24 protein-coding genes and 1 pseudogene are annotated in these 19506 nt (G+C 61.5%); 15 read left to right on the forward strand and 10 right to left on the reverse strand.

Translation table 11 applies throughout. From position 1 onward, the window contains the following. Positions 1-35 precede the first annotated feature (35 nt). The 5 genes from G5575_RS07710 to G5575_RS07730 all read right to left on the reverse strand — a co-directional run bounded on the left by G5575_RS07710 (position 36) and on the right by G5575_RS07730 (position 5258). Complete coding sequence (locus G5575_RS07710) at positions 36-791, reverse strand: ABC transporter ATP-binding protein (protein ID WP_207633123.1); 756 nt, start codon at positions 789-791, stop codon at positions 36-38. A gap of 14 nt (positions 792-805) precedes the next feature. Then, a complete protein-coding gene (locus tag G5575_RS07715) occupies positions 806-1570 on the reverse strand; it encodes an ABC transporter ATP-binding protein (protein ID WP_164533831.1) in 765 nt (254 codons plus the stop codon). 11 nt (positions 1571-1581) lie between these two features. Further along, positions 1582-2718: a branched-chain amino acid ABC transporter permease gene (locus G5575_RS07720; RefSeq protein ID WP_164533832.1), complete on the reverse strand. Its 1137-nt coding sequence runs from the start codon at positions 2716-2718 to the stop codon at positions 1582-1584. 1 nt (position 2719) lies between these two features. Beyond that, the gene (locus tag G5575_RS07725; RefSeq protein ID WP_164533833.1) at positions 2720-3751 is read right to left on the reverse strand and encodes a branched-chain amino acid ABC transporter permease; all 1032 of its coding nucleotides are present in this window, start codon (positions 3749-3751) and stop codon (positions 2720-2722) included. Between the two features lie 148 nt (positions 3752-3899). Next, positions 3900-5258 (reverse strand): substrate-binding protein, encoded by a 1359-nt coding sequence (locus tag G5575_RS07730; RefSeq protein ID WP_164533834.1) that lies wholly within the window; start codon positions 5256-5258, stop codon positions 3900-3902. A 179-nt stretch (positions 5259-5437) separates the two neighbouring features. Between G5575_RS07730 and G5575_RS07735 the strand changes: the two genes are divergently transcribed. Genes G5575_RS07735 through G5575_RS20215 form a run of 5 tightly spaced genes read left to right on the forward strand, consistent with a single transcriptional unit; the run spans position 5438 to position 10409 of the window. After that, entirely contained in the window at positions 5438-7060 is a 1623-nt protein-coding gene (locus G5575_RS07735; RefSeq protein WP_164533835.1) for a helix-turn-helix transcriptional regulator, read from the forward strand. Between the two features lie 55 nt (positions 7061-7115). Next, positions 7116-7481 carry a response regulator transcription factor gene (locus G5575_RS07740; RefSeq protein WP_164533836.1) on the forward strand — a complete coding sequence of 122 codons (366 nt, stop codon included), beginning with the start codon at positions 7116-7118 and terminating at the stop codon, positions 7479-7481. A gap of 1 nt (position 7482) precedes the next feature. Beyond that, complete coding sequence (locus tag G5575_RS07745) at positions 7483-7704, forward strand: hypothetical protein (protein WP_207633062.1); 222 nt, start codon at positions 7483-7485, stop codon at positions 7702-7704. Further along, the gene (locus G5575_RS20210) at positions 7705-8847 is read left to right on the forward strand and encodes an SLC5/6 family protein (RefSeq protein WP_235935879.1); all 1143 of its coding nucleotides are present in this window, start codon (positions 7705-7707) and stop codon (positions 8845-8847) included. Continuing rightward, entirely contained in the window at positions 8844-10409 is a 1566-nt protein-coding gene (locus G5575_RS20215) for a sensor histidine kinase (protein ID WP_328765929.1), read from the forward strand. Before G5575_RS20210 ends, G5575_RS20215 begins: the two co-directional genes overlap by 4 nt. Here the strand turns inward: G5575_RS20215 and G5575_RS07755 are convergent. Beyond that, positions 10406-11218: a potassium channel family protein gene (locus G5575_RS07755; RefSeq protein ID WP_164533837.1), complete on the reverse strand. Its 813-nt coding sequence runs from the start codon at positions 11216-11218 to the stop codon at positions 10406-10408. The two genes, G5575_RS20215 and G5575_RS07755, sit on opposite strands and share 4 nt — an antisense overlap. Before the next feature lie 74 nt (positions 11219-11292). Here G5575_RS07755 and G5575_RS07760 point away from each other — a divergent pair, with 74 nt between their 5' ends. The 7 genes from G5575_RS07760 (at position 11293) to G5575_RS07790 (ending at position 15286) form a co-directional block, all read left to right on the forward strand. Next, positions 11293-11793 carry a DUF1993 domain-containing protein gene (locus G5575_RS07760; RefSeq protein ID WP_164533838.1) on the forward strand — a complete coding sequence of 167 codons (501 nt, stop codon included), beginning with the start codon at positions 11293-11295 and terminating at the stop codon, positions 11791-11793. A 78-nt stretch (positions 11794-11871) separates the two neighbouring features. Next, positions 11872-12615, forward strand: a complete 744-nt coding sequence (locus tag G5575_RS07765) for a glycosyltransferase family 2 protein (RefSeq protein WP_164533839.1) — start codon at positions 11872-11874, stop codon at positions 12613-12615. A 51-nt stretch (positions 12616-12666) separates the two neighbouring features. Beyond that, positions 12667-13317: an exopolysaccharide biosynthesis protein gene (locus tag G5575_RS07770; RefSeq protein WP_235935881.1), complete on the forward strand. Its 651-nt coding sequence runs from the start codon at positions 12667-12669 to the stop codon at positions 13315-13317. A 49-nt stretch (positions 13318-13366) separates the two neighbouring features. Further along, entirely contained in the window at positions 13367-13783 is a 417-nt protein-coding gene (locus G5575_RS07775; RefSeq protein ID WP_164533840.1) for a hypothetical protein, read from the forward strand. A gap of 197 nt (positions 13784-13980) precedes the next feature. Beyond that, complete coding sequence (fliK, locus tag G5575_RS07780) at positions 13981-14376, forward strand: flagellar hook-length control protein FliK (protein WP_164533841.1); 396 nt, start codon at positions 13981-13983, stop codon at positions 14374-14376. Beyond that, positions 14373-14645 carry an EscU/YscU/HrcU family type III secretion system export apparatus switch protein gene (locus tag G5575_RS07785; RefSeq protein ID WP_164533842.1) on the forward strand — a complete coding sequence of 91 codons (273 nt, stop codon included), beginning with the start codon at positions 14373-14375 and terminating at the stop codon, positions 14643-14645. Before fliK ends, G5575_RS07785 begins: the two co-directional genes overlap by 4 nt. A 56-nt stretch (positions 14646-14701) precedes the next feature. After that, positions 14702-15286 carry a DUF2076 domain-containing protein gene (locus tag G5575_RS07790; protein ID WP_207633063.1) on the forward strand — a complete coding sequence of 195 codons (585 nt, stop codon included), beginning with the start codon at positions 14702-14704 and terminating at the stop codon, positions 15284-15286. Between the two features lie 12 nt (positions 15287-15298). On the opposite strand, the pseudogene G5575_RS07795 reads toward G5575_RS07790, so the two are convergent. Both G5575_RS07795 and G5575_RS07800 read right to left on the reverse strand, forming a co-directional pair. After that, positions 15299-15652, reverse strand: a pseudogene (locus G5575_RS07795) (cell wall hydrolase); the annotation flags it as partial. 203 nt (positions 15653-15855) lie between these two features. After that, positions 15856-16305, reverse strand: a complete 450-nt coding sequence (locus tag G5575_RS07800) for a hypothetical protein (RefSeq protein WP_164533844.1) — start codon at positions 16303-16305, stop codon at positions 15856-15858. Between the two features lie 104 nt (positions 16306-16409). On the opposite strand from G5575_RS07800, the gene G5575_RS07805 reads away from it, so the two are divergent. Continuing rightward, positions 16410-16739: a hypothetical protein gene (locus G5575_RS07805; protein ID WP_164533845.1), complete on the forward strand. Its 330-nt coding sequence runs from the start codon at positions 16410-16412 to the stop codon at positions 16737-16739. Here the strand turns inward: G5575_RS07805 and G5575_RS07810 are convergent. Then, positions 16730-17314 (reverse strand): 5'-methylthioadenosine/S-adenosylhomocysteine nucleosidase, encoded by a 585-nt coding sequence (locus G5575_RS07810; protein WP_235935883.1) that lies wholly within the window; start codon positions 17312-17314, stop codon positions 16730-16732. The two genes, G5575_RS07805 and G5575_RS07810, sit on opposite strands and share 10 nt — an antisense overlap. A 112-nt stretch (positions 17315-17426) precedes the next feature. On the opposite strand from G5575_RS07810, the gene G5575_RS07815 reads away from it, so the two are divergent. Continuing rightward, a complete protein-coding gene (locus tag G5575_RS07815; RefSeq protein ID WP_164533847.1) occupies positions 17427-17714 on the forward strand; it encodes a hypothetical protein in 288 nt (95 codons plus the stop codon). Positions 17715-17738: 24 nt separating this feature from the next. Here the strand turns inward: G5575_RS07815 and G5575_RS07820 are convergent, their stop codons facing one another. Next, on the reverse strand, positions 17739-17909 hold the full coding sequence (locus G5575_RS07820) for a DUF2934 domain-containing protein (RefSeq protein WP_164533848.1): 171 nt from the start codon (positions 17907-17909) through the stop codon (positions 17739-17741). A gap of 233 nt (positions 17910-18142) precedes the next feature. Here G5575_RS07820 and G5575_RS07825 point away from each other — a divergent pair, with 233 nt between their 5' ends. Continuing rightward, entirely contained in the window at positions 18143-19495 is a 1353-nt protein-coding gene (locus G5575_RS07825; protein ID WP_164533849.1) for an MFS transporter, read from the forward strand. Positions 19496-19506 lie beyond the last annotated feature (11 nt).

Below are 19506 nucleotides of genomic sequence, written 5' to 3' on the forward strand. Positions count from 1 at the left end.
AGGTCTCAGAGTAACTTGGGCGGCGCTAGGCCGGATTAAATTGCCAGATATTCGTGGCGGAGCTCGGCGTTATCGAGCACTTCCTTGGCGGTGCCGGCAAAGACCACTTCGCCGGTATCGAGGATCAGGGCTCGGTCCGCTAATTTCAGCGCAGCGACTGCATTTTGCTCGACGATGATCGTGGTGATGCCCAGCGGTTTGATGGAGTGGAGAATGCGTTCGATCTCGTGAACGATGACCGGGGCAAGCCCCTCATAGGGTTCGTCGAGCAGCAAAAGCTTGAGGTCACGCGCCAGCGCTCGGGCAATGGCAAGCATCTGCTGTTCGCCGCCGGAAAGCGTCACGCCATCCTGCTTGCGTCGTTCGGCCAGCCGCGGGAAGCTCTGGTAGATTTGCTCAAGACTCCAGCCATTGCCCGGTGCCACCTTGGCAAGCGTAAGGTTCTCCTCGACCGTTAGACCCTGGATGATGCGCCGATCTTCCGGCACTAGCTGAATGCCGGAGCGCGCGGCTTCAAAACTCTTCATCTTGTGAATGGGCTGACCGTCGAGCCAGATTTCGCCCTGCCGCATTTCAGGATTGTCGGTGCGCGCGATCGTCCGCAGGGTCGAGGTCTTGCCGGCGCCGTTGCGGCCGAGCAGCGCCAGGATCTCGCCCTTGCGCACATCGAGTGAGACGCCCTGGACGATATAGCTCTCCCCATAATAGGCGTGCATGTCGCGCACGGAAAAGAACGGGCGTGTCGTTTCGATCTCCGCAGCCTGGCTCACGCCGGCATGGTCGGTCGTCATGGCGATAGCACTCATCAGTGGGTGCCTCCGAGATAGGCTTCCTGGACCTTGGGATTGCCGCGCACCTCATCGGGGCTGCCGTCGGCGATGATGCGGCCCTGGGCGAGTACGGAAATCTTATCGGCTAGCGAGAACACCACATGCATGTCGTGCTCGATGATGACCTTGGTCATGCCGCGCGCCTTGATCTTCTGTAGCAGCTCGATCGTGGTGTTGGTGTCATGGCGGCTCATCCCTGCGGTTGGCTCATCGAGCAGCAGCAGGCGCGGATGCTGGATCAGGCACATGGCGAGTTCCATCCGGCGCTTGTCGCCACGACTGAGACTGCCGGCCAGCATGTCGCGGCGGGCAAGCATGCCGACATCCTCGAGCATGTCTTCGGCTTCGGCACGGATGCCGGTTTCGCTATCGAGAGCGCGCAGCATGTTGAGCTTGAACATGCCGTCGCGCTTGGCGAGGGCCGGGATCATCACATTGTGCAGCACGCTGAGGTCGGCAAAAATTTCCGGCGTCTGGAACACGCGGGCAATGCCGAGCTGGTTGATCTGAAACGGCTTCCGCCCCGTCAGCACAGCCCCATCGAACACGACCTGACCACTCGACGGTGCCAGCTTGCCGATGATCACATTGAGCAGCGTCGACTTGCCGGCGCCATTTGGCCCGATGATTGCATGGGTCTTGCCTTCTTCGACCTGAAGATCGATGTCGGCCAGGGCATGAAGTCCCCCGAAGCGCTTGTGGACGTCAGCGACGTGAAGGACGACGTTTGGATTGGTCATCGCGAGGATCCTTATTCTGCCGGCTGCGTGCGGGTGGCGGGAGAGCTGCCGGAGCGGCGCCGGAACATGCCCGCGATCCTCCGCACGCCTTCCATGATGCCACCAGGCAGGAAAATCACGACGATGACGAAGACGAGGCCAAGCGTCAGGAACCATCCATCGCCCACGAACTTGCCGGTGATGGCAACCATCGTGTCTGCTGCACCGTCAGGAAGGAAGCTCCAGAAGCGGGCGAGGATCTGGTCGTTGAGCGCCGAAAGGATGTTCTCGAAATACTTGATCAGCCAGGCACCGATGACCGGCCCGATCAGCGTACCCACACCACCGAGAATGGTCATCAGCACGACCTCACCCGAGGCGGTCCATTGCATGCGCTCGGCGCCGGCAAGCGGATCGGTGACGGCAAGGAGCGCACCGGCCAGACCCGCATACATGCCGGAAATGACAAAGGCGGAGAGCGCGTAGGGCCGCGTGTTGAAGCCCGTGAACTGCATGCGCGTCTGGTTCGACTTGATGGCCTTGAGCATCATGCCGAAGGGCGAACCGGCAATGCGCTGCGCAAGGAAAAAGGCGAGGATCAGGAAGCCGGCGCAGAAGTAGAAGCCGGCATAGCCCGAGAGCGGCTGGCCCAGAAGATTGGGTACCGGCTGGCCGGCAACGCTCTGGCCGAGAACGGCGTCGAGGCTGCGCGGATCGTTGAGGGTCAGCTGCAGCCCGGTCTCGCCATTGGTGATCGGCGTCAAAACCGAATAGGCCAGATTGTAGCTCATCTGCGCGAAAGCGAGCGTCAGGATCGAGAAATAGATGCCGGAGCGGCGGAGGCAGAGATAGCCGATGACGAGAGCAAAGAGCCCGGAAATGATCACGGCGAAAAGGATCGCCGGAATGGCATCGAGCGTCAGCAGCTTGAACGACCAAACGGCGGCATAGGACCCGACGCCGAAGAAGGCTGCGTGGCCGAAGCTCAGATAGCCGGTGAGGCCAAAGAGGATGTTGAAGCCGACGGCAAAGATGCCGAAGATCATGAAACGCTGCAGCAGGTCCGGGTAGCCGGCGCCAAAGGGCGCCAGCCAGATCGGCATGGTGAGGACGACCAGGGTAAAACCGGCAAACAGCAGCAGGTCGTTACGGGACATCAAATTGGTCATCTTAGGCCTCCATGACCCCACGGCGACCGAAGAGGCCTCGCGGACGAACGAGAAGAATGATGACGGCGACCAGGTAGATGATGATCTGGTCGATGCCCGGGACGATGGCCTTGACCTGGTTCATCGAGGCGAAGGACTGGAGGATGCCAAGGAGGAAACCTGCCGCCACGGCGCCCGGCAGCGAGCCCATGCCGCCCACCACGACCACGACGAAGCTGAGGACCAGGAAGTCCATGCCGAGGTGGTAATTGGGCGGCAGCAGCGGCGTATACATGACGCCTGCCATGCCGGCGACGACCGCCGCGAGCCCAAACATGATGGTGAAGCGGCGATCGATATTGATGCCGAGGAGACCAACCGTTTCCCGGTCCGCCATGCCGGCGCGTACCACCATGCCGAACGTCGTGAATTGCAGGAAGGCGAAGACGCCGCCGATGACGACCGCAGCGAAGACGAAATAGATCAGGCGCCAGATCGGGTAGGTGATTATGTTTGCCTGCATGCCGAGGAAAGCGCCGATATCGGCTGCGCCCCGCAGGTCGGTCGGCATGGGCTGAGGAATGGGATTGGGTCCGAAGACGGACTTGATGACTTCCTGCGCCACGATGGCGAGGCCGAAGGTCACGAGGATCTGCTCGGCATGCGGGCGCTTGTAGAAGTGCTTGATGATGCCGCGCTCAAGCGCGATGCCCACCAAGAGCATGATCGGGATGGTGATCAGGATCGAGAGCGGGACGGAATAATTGACGAGGACCGCACCAAAATCGCCGAGCCAGGCTTGCACCAGCGGCTCCCGGATTTCGAGCGGCGATCCCCACGGCGAAAGCTGTTCGGGATCGATGGTCACCGTTTCCATGGTGAGCAGCATGCGCACCGTGACCGCACAAAAGGCGCCAAGCATGAAGAGCGCGCCATGGGCAAAGTTGACGACGCCCAGCGTGCCGAAGACCAAGGTCAGTCCAAGAGCGATCAGGGCATAGGCGGCGCCTTTGTCGAGCCCGTTCAGAAATTGAAGAAAGATAACGTCGAACATAGGGGCTCCAGGGAATCGAGCATCCAGTAGCCTCATGGTGAGCCTGTCGAACCACGAGGCGTGGTACGGCAGGCTCTGGAGGCACGACCCCACCCTTTGACGGGCTCAGGATGAGGTCTATTGATAGGGCTGGTTCAAAGAACCGGCGTTATGCGCACATCGGCACGGGTTCTGCCGGGCCTAGGTCGCCGCCGAAAATGGCCGGATCGTAGGTGACCGTATCGCGGTCGATTTCCTGGACCACGTTGAGGACGTCGAACTCGCTGGTCGGACTCTCGTTACCCTGCACCACAAGCACCTTCTTGATGCACTGGTGATCTTCGGCGCGGTAAATGGTTGGGCCATTGCCCATGCCGTCGAACTCATGGCCTTCCAGCGCCTTGATGACTTCGGGCGGGTAGAAGGTGCCGGCGCGTTCCACGGCATCGGCATAAAGCAGCGCCTGGACATAGGCGGTGTGCGCAGCCTGCGACGGCGGAGAACCGTAGGCGGCGCCGAAGGACTTGGTAAAAGCCTGGGAGCCGGCGTCTTGCAGGTTCCAGTGCCAGTTCGAGGTGCCAAAGATGCCCTTGACGCTTTCGCCGGCGCCCTTTGCCATGAGCTCCGAAATGAGCGGGGTGACGATCTGGAAGTCTTTGCCGTTGGCCTGGCGGTCGCGCATGCCGAACTGCACGGCCTGGGTCAGCGAGTTGACCATATCGAGGCCGTAATGGTTGAGGATCAGCACGTCGGCGCCGGAGTTGAGGATCGGCGTCAGGTACTGCGAATAGTCGGTCGCGCCCAGGGGCGTGCGAACCGCTGCGGCAGTCTGCCAGCCGAGCGCTTCGGTGGCATTCTTCATCGATTCTTCCTGGGTCCAGCCCCAAGTATAGTCGGCGGTCAGGTGATAGGCGACGCGGTCGCTGCCATATTCCTGGCCAAGAACGGGCGCGAGGCCGATGCCGGACTGGTAGGCGTTGAAGAAGTGGCGGAAGCCGTAGCGGCGCTTGTCCTTGCCGGTCGTGTCATTGGAATGGGTGAGGCCGGCCATGAAGATGACGCCCATTTCCTGGCAAAGGCCCTGCACGGCGATGGCTTCGCCGGAGGACGAGCCGCCGGTGATCATGATGGCGCCATCGCGCTCGATCATGCGAGTGGCGCCGGCGCGGGCGACGTCTGACTTGGTCTGGCTATCGGAAGAAACGAAGGCGACCTTCTTGCCTAAGATGCCATTGCCCTTGAGCGCTGACGGCTGCAGCACGTTGAGGAGGCCACCGTCGCCTTCGCCATTGAGGTGGGCGATCGCGAGCTCGTAGGCCTTTTGTTCGTCGGCGCCTTCCTCGGCGTAAGTGCCTGTCAGTGGGAGATTAAGTCCGAAGGTGACGGTGTCGCCGGTGGGGTTGTTGCAGAACTCCTGCGCCCAGGCACCCTTGGTGAAAATCATGGGCGCGATGCCCGAGCCGATAATGCCGGCCATGCCGGTTTGCAGAACCCTGCGGCGGGTCGGGCCGCGCGTGGAAAGTGTCATCGATTTCCTCCTTTGGCGCGGGGCTGCTGATGCTTTGCCAGTGGCTCACCGCGCGTCCAGTATTCGATGCATTTGAAAAGGCGGGCAATAGACCATTGTTAAACAACGAAAATTCTGTAAATTCTTGATCTCGGATTGATGTGGAGGCGTCAATTCATTGACATGGGAGAGGGTGAAGCATGCGTGCGCCGATTGGCTTTCGCATCAGCAACAGGCGGAAATCGCTCAGGATTTCGCAGGCGGAACTGGCCCGGCTGGTTGGCATTTCGCCATCCTATTTGAACCTTATCGAGAACAATAAGCGTGATATTGGCGGTGCTTTGCTGCAGCGGGTGGCGCAGCATCTGGGCATCGAGGTCAACAGCCTGGACGGCTCGGATGAACAAAAGCTGCTGCAAGATCTCGAAGAGGCCTATGCCGATCCGATGATCGAGTCGCTGCCGTTCCAGCACGAAGAGCGGCGGCAGGTGGTAGCGCAATATCCGGCAAGTGCCATGGCCATCGCGCGCATGCACCGGGCCTATGTCGATGCCCGCAGTAGCGCCGATGCTTATGCCCATCGGCTGAGGTCCGATCCACTGCTGAACCAGATGCTGCATCAAATCCTCTCGGGCATCACCGCCGTGCGGTCGAGCGCGGAAATCCTCGAGGATGTGTCCGATCTTGGGGAAGACGAGCGGCAAAAATTCTTGAGGGCGATCGGCCGGGAGGCGCGCGTGCTGAGCGACGTGGCGCGCAGTCTGATCGGTCAGTTCGAGGTTACCAGTCAGGCGGCAAAGACCGTGTCGACCCTGCGCGAGATCGACGATCTCATCATCGAGCGGCAAAACTACTTTCCGCAGTTGGAGGCCGCTGCCGACGATCTCCGGCATAGCGTCGAAGCACATGGGAGTTTCGGACCAGCTGTGCTGGTGGAGGTGCTGGGGCGGCAGTTCGGCATCGTGACCCAGGTCGGGGGACGCCCGACCGTTCCGGATTTTCCGGGCCAGTATCGCTTCGATGCCGAGAGCCGCACTATGTGGTTTCAGGGCACGACGACGCTGGCCACTCGGCAGTTCCAGTTGGCACGATTGCTCGGCGAACTGTCTGCCGCCGATGGGATGCGCGATGTGCTCGACAGCGCAGTGCTGAGCAACCCGGCGTCGCGACGCCTCGCAGCGCGAGCCTTGGCGTCTTACCTCGCGGGCGCCATGGTTTTTCCCTACGCGTCATTTTTGTCTGCGGCTGAAGCTGTTGCCTATGACATCGACCAGTTGCGAGAAAGATTTGGCGGCAGCTTCGAACAGGTGGCGCAGAGGCTCGTGTCACTGCGGCGCCCGGGGGCAGAGGGCATCCCGTTTGGCTTCCTGCGCTCCGATCCTGCCGGTCGCCTCACCAAGCATTTCCCGCTGCCTGGACTGTTGCTGCCGAATTCCGGCCACGCCTGTCCGCTTTGGGCGATTTATGCTGCCTTCCGCCAACCCGACTCCATCATACGTCAGGTGGTGCAGTTCTCCGACGGCTCGCGCTATCTGTTCCTTGCGCGGTCGCTGCAGCACCGGCCGGGTTCCTATCGCGCGCAGCCGAACCTTATCTCCATCATGCTGGCCTGTGACGTCCGACACGCCGATCGCACCGTCTATGGCTCCGGGCTCGATCTGATGGATCAGAGTGCCGACGTTCCGGTTGGCCCAAGTTGCCGTCTGTGTCCACGTCGCGCCTGTCCTGCACGCCAGGAGGAAATGCTGACGCCCGGCGGCGAAGCCTCGGTGACGCGCCTGCCGCTCCTTCCCAAAGAATTCGGTCTTGGCGATTTGAGCTGATTGGGTTCTATTGCTTGCGCTGGCGGAGGGGAGACCGCTTGCACTGGGGGAGACATTGCCGATCGACATCCTTATTGCCGAGGACGAGCCGAGCATCATGGAATCGCTCGACTTCATCTTGCGGCGCGCCGGCTGGAGCATAGAAGCGGTGACCGACGGCGCAGCCGCGCTCGAACAGGCGCGACGCCTGCAGCCACGCATGGTGGTGCTCGACGTCATGCTGCCCAAGGCAAGCGGCTTCGATGTGCTCAAGCAATTGCGCGCCGATGCGGCGACACGCGACATGCCGGTGCTGATCCTCACCGCCAAGGGCCAGCAGCAGGATCGGCGCGTGGCGGAAGACCTTGGGGCCAGCGGCTTCGTCACCAAGCCCTATTCCAATGCCGAGGTCGTCGAGGCCGTGCGGCGGCTGCTGGGCTGAAATGCATGACCGTCGCAGGCTCGTCGGCGGTATGTTCCTGCTCACGGCAGCGGGGCTGCTGCTGCTGCTGCCGCCCGTGGTCTACATCTTCAACCGCGATAGCACAGTCTTCGGCATTCCGCAGATCGTCTTCTACCTCTTCGGTGTCTGGTTGGCGCTGATCGGCGGGACGGCGGCGCTAACGGCGCGGCTTGAGCCAGATCGCGCCGAGGATGAAGGATAGATGCTGTCGGCAGATTTCGTCATCGCCACAGCAATTGGCTATGTGTGCCTCCTGTTCGTGGCGGCCTATTTCGGCGACCGGCGTGCGCGCGCCAATCCCCGATCTTGGCTCAACTCGCCCGCGGTCTATACGCTATCGATATCGGTCTATTGCACCAGTTGGACCTTTTATGGCGCGGTCGGAAACGCAGCCCGCAGCGGCCTTGAATTCCTCACCATCTATCTCGGCCCAACGCTGGTCTTCGTCGGCTGGTACTTTCTGCTGCGACGGTTGGTCCGCATAAGCCACCTCCATCGCATCACCTCCGTTGCCGACCTCCTGTCCTCGCGCTTCGGCAAATCCAGCCGCCTCGGCGTGCTCGTCACCTGCATTGCGGTCGTCGGTATCGCACCCTACATCGCACTGCAGCTCAAAGCCGTCACGTCGTCGATCCAGGCCATTGCCGGCTTTTCAGAATTTGGCCAGGGAAGGCTTGCAGGTATCGACGATGTTGGCCTTGCCTTCGGCGTGGCCGCAGGCATGGCGCTCTTCACTATCCTTTTCGGCACAAGACATGTGGATGCCAAGGAACAGCATCACGGCGTCGTCGCCGCCATCGCCTTTGAAGCCGTGGTGAAGCTGGCCGCGCTCGTGGCAGTCGGCGTTTTCGTTGTCTTCATCGGCGGTGGCTTCGAAGCCATCTTCAGCCGTGCAGCGGAGCAGGGCATCGCCGTCGACACAAGCTCGAGCTTTGACAGCCGTTGGATCACCACGCTGGTGCTCTCGATCGCTGCGATCGTCTGCCTGCCACGCCAGTTCCAGGTGACCGTGGTCGAAAACTCCGACGAGAACCATCTGCGCGTCGCCGGCTGGGCTTTTCCAGCCTACATGATGCTGATGAGCGTTTTCATCCTGCCGATCGCCATCTACGGGCTGACCGTGATGCCGGCGGGATCGAACCCGGACATGTTCGCGCTGACCGTGCCTCTGGCCGCCGGGCAGAATGGCCTGGCGCTCTTTGCTTTTATCGGCGGTTTTTCCTCGGCGACCTCGATGATCATTCTGGAATCGATCGCGCTCTCGATCATGGTTTCAAACCACATCATCATGCCGCTGGTCCTGCGCTTCAGTGCGGCGCCGCAGGGGGCGAGGGGCAGGGGGTGAGCCGCCTGCTGCTGACCGCCCGCCGCATCTCCATCGTGCTGATCCTGTCGCTCGGTTTCTTCTACTTCTTCTTCACGCGGGACTCAGACGCTCTGGCGCCGATCGGGCTGATCTCCTTCACCGCCATTGCTCAATTTTTCCCGGCGCTGCTCGCAGCGATCTTCTGGCGCGATGCATCGCTGAAGGCTGTTTCGGCGGCGATCCTCGTCGGTTTCATCGCCTGGGCCTGGTGCTGCTTTCTGCCTTCGTTCGAATCGGTCTCTCCAGCAGTGTCGGACCTGTTGCAGGCCGGGCCATGGGGCATTTCGTGGCTACGGCCGGAGGCCATGTTTGGGCTCGGAGGCTGGGATCCGCTGGCTCACGCCGCGTTCTGGAGCCTTTCCGCCAATGTGCTGATCCTGACGCTTGGCTCGTTGCTCACGACGCCATCGGCGCTCGAGCGCATCCAGGCCAATGCTTTTGTCGATGTGTTCCGCCGCTCGACGCCGCAGCACAATTTCGTTCGCGGCTCTGCCACGGCCAACGACCTCTATTTCATCGCCGAACGCGTGCTGGGCGAGCGACGGGCGGCTGCCTTGTTCGAAGCGGAAGCGCTGGAGACTGGTGTCGACCCGGCCGTGCTCGATCCGACGCCGCATTTTATCGGCCGACTGGAGCGCGAACTCGCGGGCTCGATTGGCGCCGCATCGGCCCATGTCATGCTGTCCAAGGTTGTGGCGGGAAGCGACGTGTCGCTAGAAGAAATGATGCAGATGGCCGACGAGACCCAGCAGGCCATCGAATATTCCCAGCAGCTCGAGCGGACCTCCGCCGAATTGCGCCTGACCGCACGCAAGCTCGAGGACGCCAATGCGCAGTTGCGCGAACTCGACAGCCAGAAGGACGAATTTCTGAGCCAGGTCAGCCACGAAGTGCGCACGCCGATGACGTCCATCCGGTCGTTTTCCGAAATCCTGCTCGAGCCTGATGACTTGGACCAAGGCCAGCGGCAGCGCTTTGTCTCGACTATTCACCAGGAGAGCCTGAGGCTCACCAAGCTACTCGATGAGATCCTTGATCTTAGTGCTCTCGAACGAGGCGAGCGCAATTGGCAGGCAGCGCCGTTTGACGCCGAGGCAGCCCTCGACCGCGCCATACTCGTTTGCGACGCGCTGCTTCGACAAAAGGGAATGCGGGTCGATACAGGCAAGAGGGCGGGGGCGACAATGGTCGACGGCGATGCCGACAGGCTCTGCCAGGTCTTCATCAACCTCATTTCTAATGCCGTTAAATACAACGATGCTGCCGATCCAGTGGTGCGGATCAGCTCTGCGCTGCGCAGCGGCAGCTATGTCGTGGATATCGCCGACAACGGTCCGGGGATAAGCAAAAGCGAAGGCAAGCTTATCTTCGAAAAGTTCTGGCGCGGCGTTTCCGGCAGTGGCGACCAGGGCGGGGCGGGACTTGGCCTTGCGATCAGCCGCCAAATCGTTGCCCGAATGGATGGCACGCTTGAACTCGTGCCCGGCAAGCTTCCCGGGGCGTGCTTCCGGGTCAAGCTGCCGCTCGCCGGTCGCGCTTAGCCCTGGCCCTCGTCGGGAATGTTGAGCAGGTGCCCGCAGGCTTTGCAATGAACGGCATCAGGCTCGTGGCGCGAGAGGCCGCATTGCGGGCAAGGGAACGTGATCTTGTTGGGGCGGAAGATCAGCTGCGCCAAGCGAACGAAGAGCGAAATGCCGATGATCATGATGACGATCGACACCAGTTTACCGAAGGTTCCGGGCAGGGTGATGTCGCCGAAACCGGTCGTCGTCATCGTTGTGACAGTGAAGTAGAGCGCGTCGACATAACCGTCGATGCCTTCGCGCCCTGTGAAGGCGGTGTAGACGAAGCCGGTGACGACGAAGATGAAGACCAGCAGGTTGATGACCGCCTGTATGGTATCGCGATTAGACGCAAGCCCTCTCTTTTCCAAAGGTCGCCAAACGAGGCTCGTTCGCGTTAGCGTCCAGAGGCGCAAGATGCGCAGGAAGCCAAAGTTAAAGAAAAAGGTGGGAAAGAGCAGCGTCGCCAGAATGACTATGTCGATCAGGACCGGCATTTGACGCAACCAGCGCATGGGGTGGCTTGTTGCCAGGCCTCGAGCGACCAGATCCAACGCCAGTATGGCGGCAATGGAGTAGTCGACCCAAAGGAAGGTTTCTGTGTCCCGGATCAATGGCGAGGCGATGAAGAAAGCAATAATCGCGAGATCGACGATCAGGATCGTTGCCTGGAAGCGCAGTGCACCTGCGGATTGACCATGGTAGAGAATTCGGAGCTTCGATCGGAGATGGTCGAACCAGCTGCGGCCTTTATCGCTCTTTGCCGATGATTTAAGAGTGTCCGACATGAAGTCCAATCTGCGAGTCGCAGAGAAACGAGACAGATGATGGACCGTTCCGCGCTCTCGCTGAAGGATCTTCTATGAGCCTGTCGCTTTACGACGTCACGTTGCCGGTGTTCACCCGCATGCTGGCCAATCTCTTGGTCTTTCTCGACAAGGCGGAGGCCGATGCGGCTGCACGCAAGTACTCGACCGAGGCGCTTGCAGATGCGCGGCTTGCGCCGGACATGATCCCGTTTCGCGGGCAGGTGATGATCGCGACCGATCACGTCAAAGGCTGCGTCAGCCGCCTGGCTGGGCAGCCCGTGCCGTCATGGCCGGACGAAGAAAAGACCTTCGACGAACTGCGGGCCCGCGTGCAGAAGGCGCTCGATCTTCTCGTCACGATCACGCCAGAGGCTATGCAGGGCAGCGAGACGCGCGAGGTGACGCTCAAGACCCGCACCGGCGAGGTGACGCTCAGCGGCCTCGATTACGTGAACCAGCGCGCCATGCCGAACTTTTATTTCCACGTCACCACGGCCTATGACATCCTACGCCACAATGGCGTGCCGCTGGGCAAGTCGGATTTCATCGGCTGAGGCGGTGTTGCCGCGCAACGGCGACCGCGCTATGTGCAGCGCCAGGACGCGCCGGGATCGCATCGGCAAGGGGACCGCATGAAGCTTGCTTTCGTCATTCCGGCGTATAACGAAGAAGCGCTGATCGGCAAATGCCTGACCTCGGTCTTGGCCGAGATCAAGCGCTCCGGCGCCGATGCGGACGTGATCGTCGTCAACAACGCCTCCAAGGACCGGACCGGTGAGATCGCCCGCAGCTTTGCCGGCGTGCGCGTCGTCGACGAGCCCAAGAAGGGTCTTGTGAACGCCCGCGATGCCGGCTTTGCCGCCAGCGAAGGCTATGAGCTGGTCGCTAATATCGACAGCGACACGATCGTGCCCGAAGGCTGGCTGGATACAGTGCTGAGCGAGTTCGGCAAGGATCCCAAGCTCGTCTGCCTCAGCGGTCCCTACGTCTACTACGACATGAAGCCGCATAATCGGCTGTTGATCGGCATGTTCTATGGGCTGACCTGGCTGATTTACGTGCTCAACCGCTTCATCCTGCGCGTGGGCTCGGTGGTGCAGGGCGGAAATTTCGTGTTCCGTCGCGAGGCCTGGGCTTCGGTAGGCGGCTATGACCGCAGCATCGACTTCTTCGGCGAGGATACCGACGTCGCGGTGCGCCTGAGCAAGGTCGGCAAGGTCAAATGGACCTTTGCGCTCAAGATGATGACCTCCGGAAGGCGGCTTGAACAAGAGGGCGTGTTCCGCACCGCCGGTACTTACACGCTCAACTTCTTCTGGGTCACCTTCCGCGGCAAGCCGGCCACGAAAAAGTATACCGACATCCGCCCGCACTAGGTGTAATCTCCTGCAATGCACCGCTGCTCGTCATGCGGTGGTGGGGTGGCAATGGCAGACGCAAGCGAGACGAATGAACTAAGCGCATCTTCTGCGCCGATTGGTTTTGCGCCCGATGAACCGGCGGAACGGCTTTCCGATATTTTGACGGCCATCGCCTCGGATACGCAGCGCGACCGGATTTCGATCGGCTATCTGCTGCAGGCGCTCGAACATCGTGCCGTCGGCGCGCTCATGTTCATCTTCGCCATCCCCAATGCCATACCGGTGCCGCCCGGCGTTTCCGCCGTGCTTGGCGCACCGCTGATTTTCCTGTCTTTCCAGATGATGCTCGGACAGCGGCCATGGCTGCCCAAGATCATCACGAATCGCTCTTTGTCGCGCGGCGAGTTCGAAAAGGTTGTGAGTCTTACCGCCCCCTGGCTGGCGCGTGCCGAGCGGCTGATGCGGCCGCGTTTGAGCTTTTTGGCGCGCCCGCCGATGGAGTATGTGGTGGGCGCGATCTGCCTTCTGCTTTCGATCATCCTGTTTCTGCCGATCCCGCTGGGCAACATGCTGCCGGCTTTCACCATCTGCGTGCTGGCGCTGGGCGTGCTGGAGCGCGACGGGCTCTGGGTTAGCATCGGCGTCATCTGCTCCATCGTGGCGGTGCTGATCGTCTGGGGGTCGTGCTGGCGCTGTTGTGGAGCGCGCTCTTCGTGATCTCCAACGTCTTCAACTGGACGCTGCCGATCTAGAGCCGGGCGCGCAGATGAGCATCTCCTCGCGCCTTCCGCCCGTTCAACTTACCACGGGCAAGGCGCTCGCGCCCAACACGGCGGCCTCACCCGCCCAGCCTGTTCAAAGCGCGGCACCTGCATCATCGCGGCAAACAGCTTTGGCGCAGATGATCCAACAGGCGCTGGGCGCACAGGACAGCATTGTTGGGCTGACCTCGGCGCTGACCGCTGCCGCGGGAAAGACGGCGCTACCGGAGCCGGTTCTGCAGGCAGCCCAGCAAATAATCGCGCACCAACTCCAGCTCAACAGCGGCAAATTAAACGGAGCCGCCGTCAAGCAGGCGATCCTGAATTCGGGTCTCTTCCAGGAAGCCAAGCTTGCTGCAGGACAGGCTCCTTCGGCCGCCACCGACCTGAAGGCGACGCTGCTTGGCTTGCAAAAAGTCTGATGGCTTGGCTGGGCCCGCCGACACATCAGAGTCGTTTGTCGACCTTGCCGCCGCCGCTCAGAGGGACTTCGCCTAGAGCTCGCTCTGCGGATGCACCGGCACCCGACCTTCCCGATGACCCCATCAAGGCGGGAAAGGTGCTGCAGGAGCGAACTGAAGGCGCCCTTTCACGGTTGCGCCTTCACCAGAGCGCTTCCTTGCCCGAGGAGGGTCAGACACACGACGCGCAGTGGAGCCTTGACCTGCCCACAGTCATTGCGGGCCAACAGCATCTCCTGCACATCCAGATTCACCGGGATGCCGAAAACGCCGCTGCTGAGGCGAGTGAGCGCGGCTGGCAGATGCGCTTTGCCATCCACCTTGGCGACACGGGCGAGGTGAGCGCACAGATCGCTCAACGGGGAGCTTCGACGGGCGTCATGATCTGGGCTGACGATCCGCACACGGCATCGCTGCTGACCGGCAATCTTGCGGGTTTGCGACAGGACCTCCTGGCAGTCGGGCTACAGCCCGGCTCCGTCCTGGTGCGCAACGGCGCTCCACCCGCGGCGGCGAATCGCGCGACACAGCATATCCTGGACGAAAGCCGATGAGCGATGACACCGCCAAGGCTCGTGCTCTTGCCGTCGCGCTCACCTATGAAAAAGGCTCGCGCGAGGCGCCCAAGGTCGTGGCCAAGGGCAGGGGACTCGTGGCCGACCGGATCGTGGCACTAGCGGAAGAAAACGGCGTGATCATCGAGACCAATCCAATGCTGGCCGAAGCCCTCAGCGGCGTCGATCTGGACGACACTATCCCACTCGAACTCTACGAAGCGGTCGCCGTCGTCATCGGCTACGTGCTGCGTCAAACGGGTCGCTGAACTTGCACGCGGTCAATGGCGTTCCCATGTCGTAGCAACAGCAAGGGAGAAGGCCAATGATGAGACAGGAAGACCAGCGCGCCATCGAAGACCTCTTCGATCGCCTTGAAAACGTCGAGCGCAACAGCGCGCCGAGAGACGAAGAAGCCGAAGCGCTGATCCGCGAAAAGCTTCGGCAAAATCCCGGCGCCGCCTATTTCATGGCGCAGACCATCATCGTCCAGGAAGCAGCGTTGCGCGAGCAGCAGGCGCAGCTCGAGCAGGCCGAACAGCGACAGGAGCGAGGTCGCGGCGGCTTTCTCGACAGCATTTTCGGCGGCGGCAACAATGACGAACAACGCCGTCAACCGGCACGGCAATACCAGCAGCCGCAGCAGGCGCCTGTAGAGGGCCGTCGAGGACCCTGGGGCGGACAACCTGGCGGCGGTGGTTTTCTGGCTGGCGCCGCGCAGACCGCGCTGGGTGTGACCGGTGGTGTGCTGCTTGGGTCAGCGATCGCCGGCATGTTCAGCACGCCGGCTGAAGCCGGGGAGCTTCCCGCGGAGGAGCCGCAAGACACTGGAGCCGATGACACCATGGACGATAGTAGCGGCGATTTCGGTGGGGACGGCGGCGACTTCGATATGGGCGGCGACTTTTAGCGCCTAGCGTACCGAGCGCTTCTCGTAAAACTCGTTGCCGCCCGCTTCAAGGACATAGAACATATTGTTGTAGGGAAAGCGCAGCCCGGCTGTGTGGAAATGCTGAGCATTCTGCACGCCGGGGTGGCGCTGCCCCCGCATGACCTGATCAGCAACCTGCGAGGCAAGCACGGCACCGCTATCCGTCATGGGCTTGCTCAGCACGCCCTGCGCAAACTGGTTTTTCTGCCCGACCACACCGCAAACGGTTTTCGGATAGCGGCTGTCATGCATGCGGTTCATCACCACGGTGCCAACGGCGAGCATTCCCTCCGCGCTCGAGCGGTTCGACTCGAAATACATCGCCCGCATCAGGCACTCTTTTTCGCTCATCTGGTTCATGGCGAAGTTCATGCCCAGGAAGGAGCACCCGCCCAAGCTCGTGGCCGCAACGGCCAGTGCTGCGAAGCGGATGATCGATCTGGCGGACAAAAACATGCAGGCACTCCGGGCTGTGGCGAAAACGCCGCTTGTCCCGAAAATGCCTGCACAGGCTTAAGGAAGCCCTGAGCCGCAGGGTGAATGAAGTCTTACCGGCGCTTGAACAGCTGCGCGGCAAGCAGGGCGGTGCCGATGATGACGATAGCCGGCAGCGGATCGCTTCGCAGCGCCTTGGCACTGCGGCCAGCCTTGTAGGCTGCAAATTCAGCGATCTCGGCCCCACGCCGTGCGGCCTCGCGGCCGAGTACGGTAAGCTCGTCGCCCCATTCGCTGGCCAGATCGCCTGCCTTGTGGCTCCAGTCGTCGGCGGCATGGCCGGCCGATCGGCTCCAGTCGGTGGCGGCGGTTCCGGCGGTGCGGCCCCAGTCATTGGCCGTATGGCTTGCCTGCTTGCCCCAGTCATGGGCTGTGTGGCCCGCCTGATGGGACACGGCTTCGCTGACGCGGCTGATCTCGCGACGCAACTCGCGCAGTCGCGCTTCCAACGGGCTTTCTTGCCGCCGGCCGGTAAGCTGGGACAACAATTGATCTATGTTCATGTGACGCTCCGATTTTCAGCTAAACGGAAATAAATCTCGGCAAGTTCCCGCGCCCTCTTGAAGCGTTTTCGTCACGCGCCATTTCTAGGCTCTTGGAGGTGCCAATGAGCAAAAGTGCCGACCGTTTGAACCGGTTGTTCGACAAGCTGGAAAAACGCGTGCCTCCCGTGGTTGCCGGTTGGCTTAACTGGATGAGGCGCCCCGAAGCGCGGCTGGTGCGTATTCCACTCGGCATCCTGCTCGTGCTCGGTGGCATTTTCAGCTTCTTGCCGGTCCTCGGCATCTGGATGCTGCCTCTGGGCCTGCTGCTACTGGCGCTTGACCTGATCTTCCTGCAGGCGCCCGTCAACACCGCCATCGTTCGCGGCGGACGCAAGTGGACGACTTGGCAGCGTGGTCGGCGTGACAAGCGCAATCGGCAAAATCAGCCGTAGGCTTTTTCGATCAGGTCCACGACCTCGGCCAGCTTTTCGTCGATGATGTGCAGGTATTGCGTCCAACTCGCCATGCCGGTCAGTTCTTCCTTGCCATCGGAGATGCCGCGCAGCGCCAGCAGCGGAACATCGAACGCCATGCAGGCCCGCAGCACGGCCCAGGTTTCCATATCGACCATGTCTTCCTCGATGCGATCATAGGCCGCTCCCGAAACGACATTCGCACCGGTAGAAAGTGTCGCCCCGTCCAGCCCGGACACTAACGGCTCCAGCGGAAGCGTCGCCGGCAGACCCGTGAATGGCGTTTCGCCCCTTGCAAAGCCCAAGGCCGACGCATCCATGTCTCGATAAGACACCGAGATTGCCTGATAGACGTCGCATTGCGTCAACACCCGCGACCCTGCCGAACCGAGCGACACCACCAGCCTCGGCAATTCTCCCTGGCAGGCCGCAAGCGCGCGGGTTGCGTTGACCGCCGCCTCCACCGGGCCCACGCCAATAATGGTCGGACGGATGCGCGCCCGCAGGTGTGGCCCGTACTCGGCCTCCGCGGCCATGAGGTAAATAATGGTCATGGGGGAAACTACCATGACTTGGCTACCGGCCAAGCCCTTGTTTGCGCTTCGGTAACCTTGTCATGACCATTCTAATCGCTTCACCGCAGAAGGCGGTGCATGGACGGCCAGTATGCGTTTTGCCCGAGTTGAAGACAGTTTGGATTGGAGCGAAGTCCCGCCGCGTCGCGAGCCCGTTCGCGTCGTCATGCAGGCCGATGTCGAGCAGGAAGCGCGGCGCCGTAAACAGGGTCTGGCGATCGACGAATGGCAGTTGCGCGAATTTGTCAGCGGCGTCCCGCTTCCCGATCGCCTGGTGCAGCTTTGCCGGCAGATCGATCTGGCGTCGGCAGCTCTTTCGCGCATGTCGCCGATCCCAACGAACTTTGCCGACGACATCTATTGGCCGCGCATGTGGTAGGCCGGGTCACCCCGGCCAGTCACATTAGGCAGCTTTCTTGGCGCGAGGCGCGCGCTTGCGCGGCTGGGCAATGGTCTTTGCGGCAGCTGAAGCAAGCTCGGCGGCAGCCTTGAACCAATAGGCCTGGTCTTGGCCATGAGGACGCCCATCGGCATCCCAAAGAGCATAGGCGCGGCGCTGAATTTCATCGTGCATGCGAAAGTCTCCGATCTTCAAGGATGCCCTCAGCCTGCGAGCTTATGGTTTACGCAGTGTGAAGATCGCGCGCATCTTTGCGCAGGGGTGCCATGTCGAAGCCACGACGAGCGCTTCGTCGAGGCGGTGAAACCCGATGAAGCTGACATCTCCTGTCATCGTCAGCAGCTATCGATTGAGCATCAGCCCGCACCCGCTTAGGCTCATGCGCCTGCGCGCGGAAGGAAACGACCATGAAGCCATTTCACCATCTTCTTGCGAACAACCTCGTCGCTAATATCACCAACTACACAGTGTGGTTCGCCGTCACCTTCTGGGTCTTCATCGAAACCGAATCGGTGTTCGCCACGGGTATGATCGCCGGCGTTTACCTCGTGCTGACCGCAGCACTCGGCATCTGGCTCGGCTCGATCGTCGACCATAATTCCAAACGCCTGGTGATGATGGGCTCGAGCGTCGTCTCGGCTGTATTTTACGCACTCAGCCTTGTCATGGTTCTGCTCGAACCGGAAGGCGGCTTCACCAACCCCTATGGCCCATACCTTTGGAGCTTCATCCTGCTGGTGATGCTCGGCGTCATTGCCGGAAACATTCGCTCGATCGCCCTTGCGACGCTTGTCACTATCCTGATCCCGGAAAGCGAGCGCGACAAGGCGAACGGCCTTGTCGGCATGGTCACCGGCATCGGGTTTCTCACCACCTCGGTGATCTCGGGGTTCCTCGTCGCCTATGTTGGCATTCTGGGCGTGCTCGCTTTTTCGCTGAGCCTCACCGTTCTCGTCTTCATTCATCTCAGCTTCGTCAAAGTCGACGAGGGCCGAGCCGAGGCCGCTGTCGGTGAGAAGGCGGAACCGAAGCGCGTCGACCTTGCCGGCACGATCCGCATTATCGGCGCGGTGCCGGGCCTCTTCGCGCTGATCCTGTTTGCCTGCTTCAACAATTTTCTTGGTGGCGTCTTCATGGCGCTGCTCGATGCCTATGGCCTGTCGCTGGTTTCGGTGCAGGTCTGGGGGCTGTTGTTCGGCGGCCTCTCCACTGCGTTCATCATCAGCGGCATCGTCATTTCCAAGACCGGGCTGGGCAAGAACCCGATCCGTACGCTGTTGCTCGTCAACGTTATCACCTGGTCGGTCTGCTGCGTCTTCACGCTGCAGTCCTCCATCTGGCTGCTCGCCTTCGGCTGCTTCATCTGGATGCTGCTCGGGCCCTATGCGGAAGCGGCCGAGCACACGACGCTGCAAAAGGTCGTGCCGCTGGAGCGCCAGGGCCGCGTTTTCGGCTTTGCCCAATCGGTCGAGCAATCGGCTTCACCACTTACCGCATTCCTGATCGGGCCGCTGACGCAGTTCGTGGTCATTCCGTTCATGACCGATGGGGCAGGGGCCGACGCCATCGGCTCCTGGTTCGGCACGGGACCGGATCGGGGTATCGCCCTGGTCTTTACCGTGGCTGGCTTCATCGGCCTGATCGTCACGATCTTCGCCTTCAATTCACGCTACTACAGGCAATTGTCGGCCGCCTATGCCAATAGCGCCAACGATGACGACGAAAATGGCGGGGCAGCCGCAGTGGCCAACCCCGCCTGATCGGAAACCTC

Source organism: Devosia aurantiaca, from assembly GCF_011058215.1.
GTDB lineage: Bacteria > Pseudomonadota > Alphaproteobacteria > Rhizobiales > Devosiaceae > Devosia > Devosia aurantiaca.

Bases quoted from the DNA above. Each gene is read 5' to 3' on its own strand.
- G5575_RS07760 (WP_164533838.1), top strand. From the start codon at position 11,293: ATGAGCCTGTCGCTTTACGACGTCACGTTGCCGGTGTTCACCCGCATG.
- G5575_RS07815 (WP_164533847.1), top strand. From the start codon at position 17,427: ATGCGTTTTGCCCGAGTTGAAGACAGTTTGGATTGGAGCGAAGTCCCG.
- G5575_RS07730 (WP_164533834.1), bottom strand. From the start codon at position 5,258: ATGACACTTTCCACGCGCGGCCCGACCCGCCGCAGGGTTCTGCAAACC.
- G5575_RS07735 (WP_164533835.1), top strand. From the start codon at position 5,438: ATGCGTGCGCCGATTGGCTTTCGCATCAGCAACAGGCGGAAATCGCTC.
- G5575_RS07745 (WP_207633062.1), top strand. From the start codon at position 7,483: ATGCATGACCGTCGCAGGCTCGTCGGCGGTATGTTCCTGCTCACGGCA.
- G5575_RS07720 (WP_164533832.1), bottom strand. From the start codon at position 2,718: ATGACCAATTTGATGTCCCGTAACGACCTGCTGCTGTTTGCCGGTTTT.
- G5575_RS07765 (WP_164533839.1), top strand. From the start codon at position 11,872: ATGAAGCTTGCTTTCGTCATTCCGGCGTATAACGAAGAAGCGCTGATC.
- G5575_RS07785 (WP_164533842.1), top strand. From the start codon at position 14,373: ATGAGCGATGACACCGCCAAGGCTCGTGCTCTTGCCGTCGCGCTCACC.
- G5575_RS07800 (WP_164533844.1), bottom strand. From the start codon at position 16,305: ATGAACATAGATCAATTGTTGTCCCAGCTTACCGGCCGGCGGCAAGAA.
- G5575_RS07755 (WP_164533837.1), bottom strand. From the start codon at position 11,218: ATGTCGGACACTCTTAAATCATCGGCAAAGAGCGATAAAGGCCGCAGC.
- G5575_RS07790 (WP_207633063.1), top strand. From the start codon at position 14,702: ATGATGAGACAGGAAGACCAGCGCGCCATCGAAGACCTCTTCGATCGC.
- G5575_RS07715 (WP_164533831.1), bottom strand. From the start codon at position 1,570: ATGACCAATCCAAACGTCGTCCTTCACGTCGCTGACGTCCACAAGCGC.
- G5575_RS07775 (WP_164533840.1), top strand. From the start codon at position 13,367: ATGAGCATCTCCTCGCGCCTTCCGCCCGTTCAACTTACCACGGGCAAG.
- G5575_RS07770 (WP_235935881.1), top strand. From the start codon at position 12,667: ATGGCAGACGCAAGCGAGACGAATGAACTAAGCGCATCTTCTGCGCCG.
- G5575_RS20210 (WP_235935879.1), top strand. From the start codon at position 7,705: ATGCTGTCGGCAGATTTCGTCATCGCCACAGCAATTGGCTATGTGTGC.
- G5575_RS07810 (WP_235935883.1), bottom strand. From the start codon at position 17,314: ATGACCATTATTTACCTCATGGCCGCGGAGGCCGAGTACGGGCCACAC.
- G5575_RS07805 (WP_164533845.1), top strand. From the start codon at position 16,410: ATGAGCAAAAGTGCCGACCGTTTGAACCGGTTGTTCGACAAGCTGGAA.
- G5575_RS07725 (WP_164533833.1), bottom strand. From the start codon at position 3,751: ATGTTCGACGTTATCTTTCTTCAATTTCTGAACGGGCTCGACAAAGGC.
- G5575_RS07710 (WP_207633123.1), bottom strand. From the start codon at position 791: ATGACGACCGACCATGCCGGCGTGAGCCAGGCTGCGGAGATCGAAACG.
- G5575_RS07825 (WP_164533849.1), top strand. From the start codon at position 18,143: ATGAAGCCATTTCACCATCTTCTTGCGAACAACCTCGTCGCTAATATC.
- G5575_RS07820 (WP_164533848.1), bottom strand. From the start codon at position 17,909: ATGCACGATGAAATTCAGCGCCGCGCCTATGCTCTTTGGGATGCCGAT.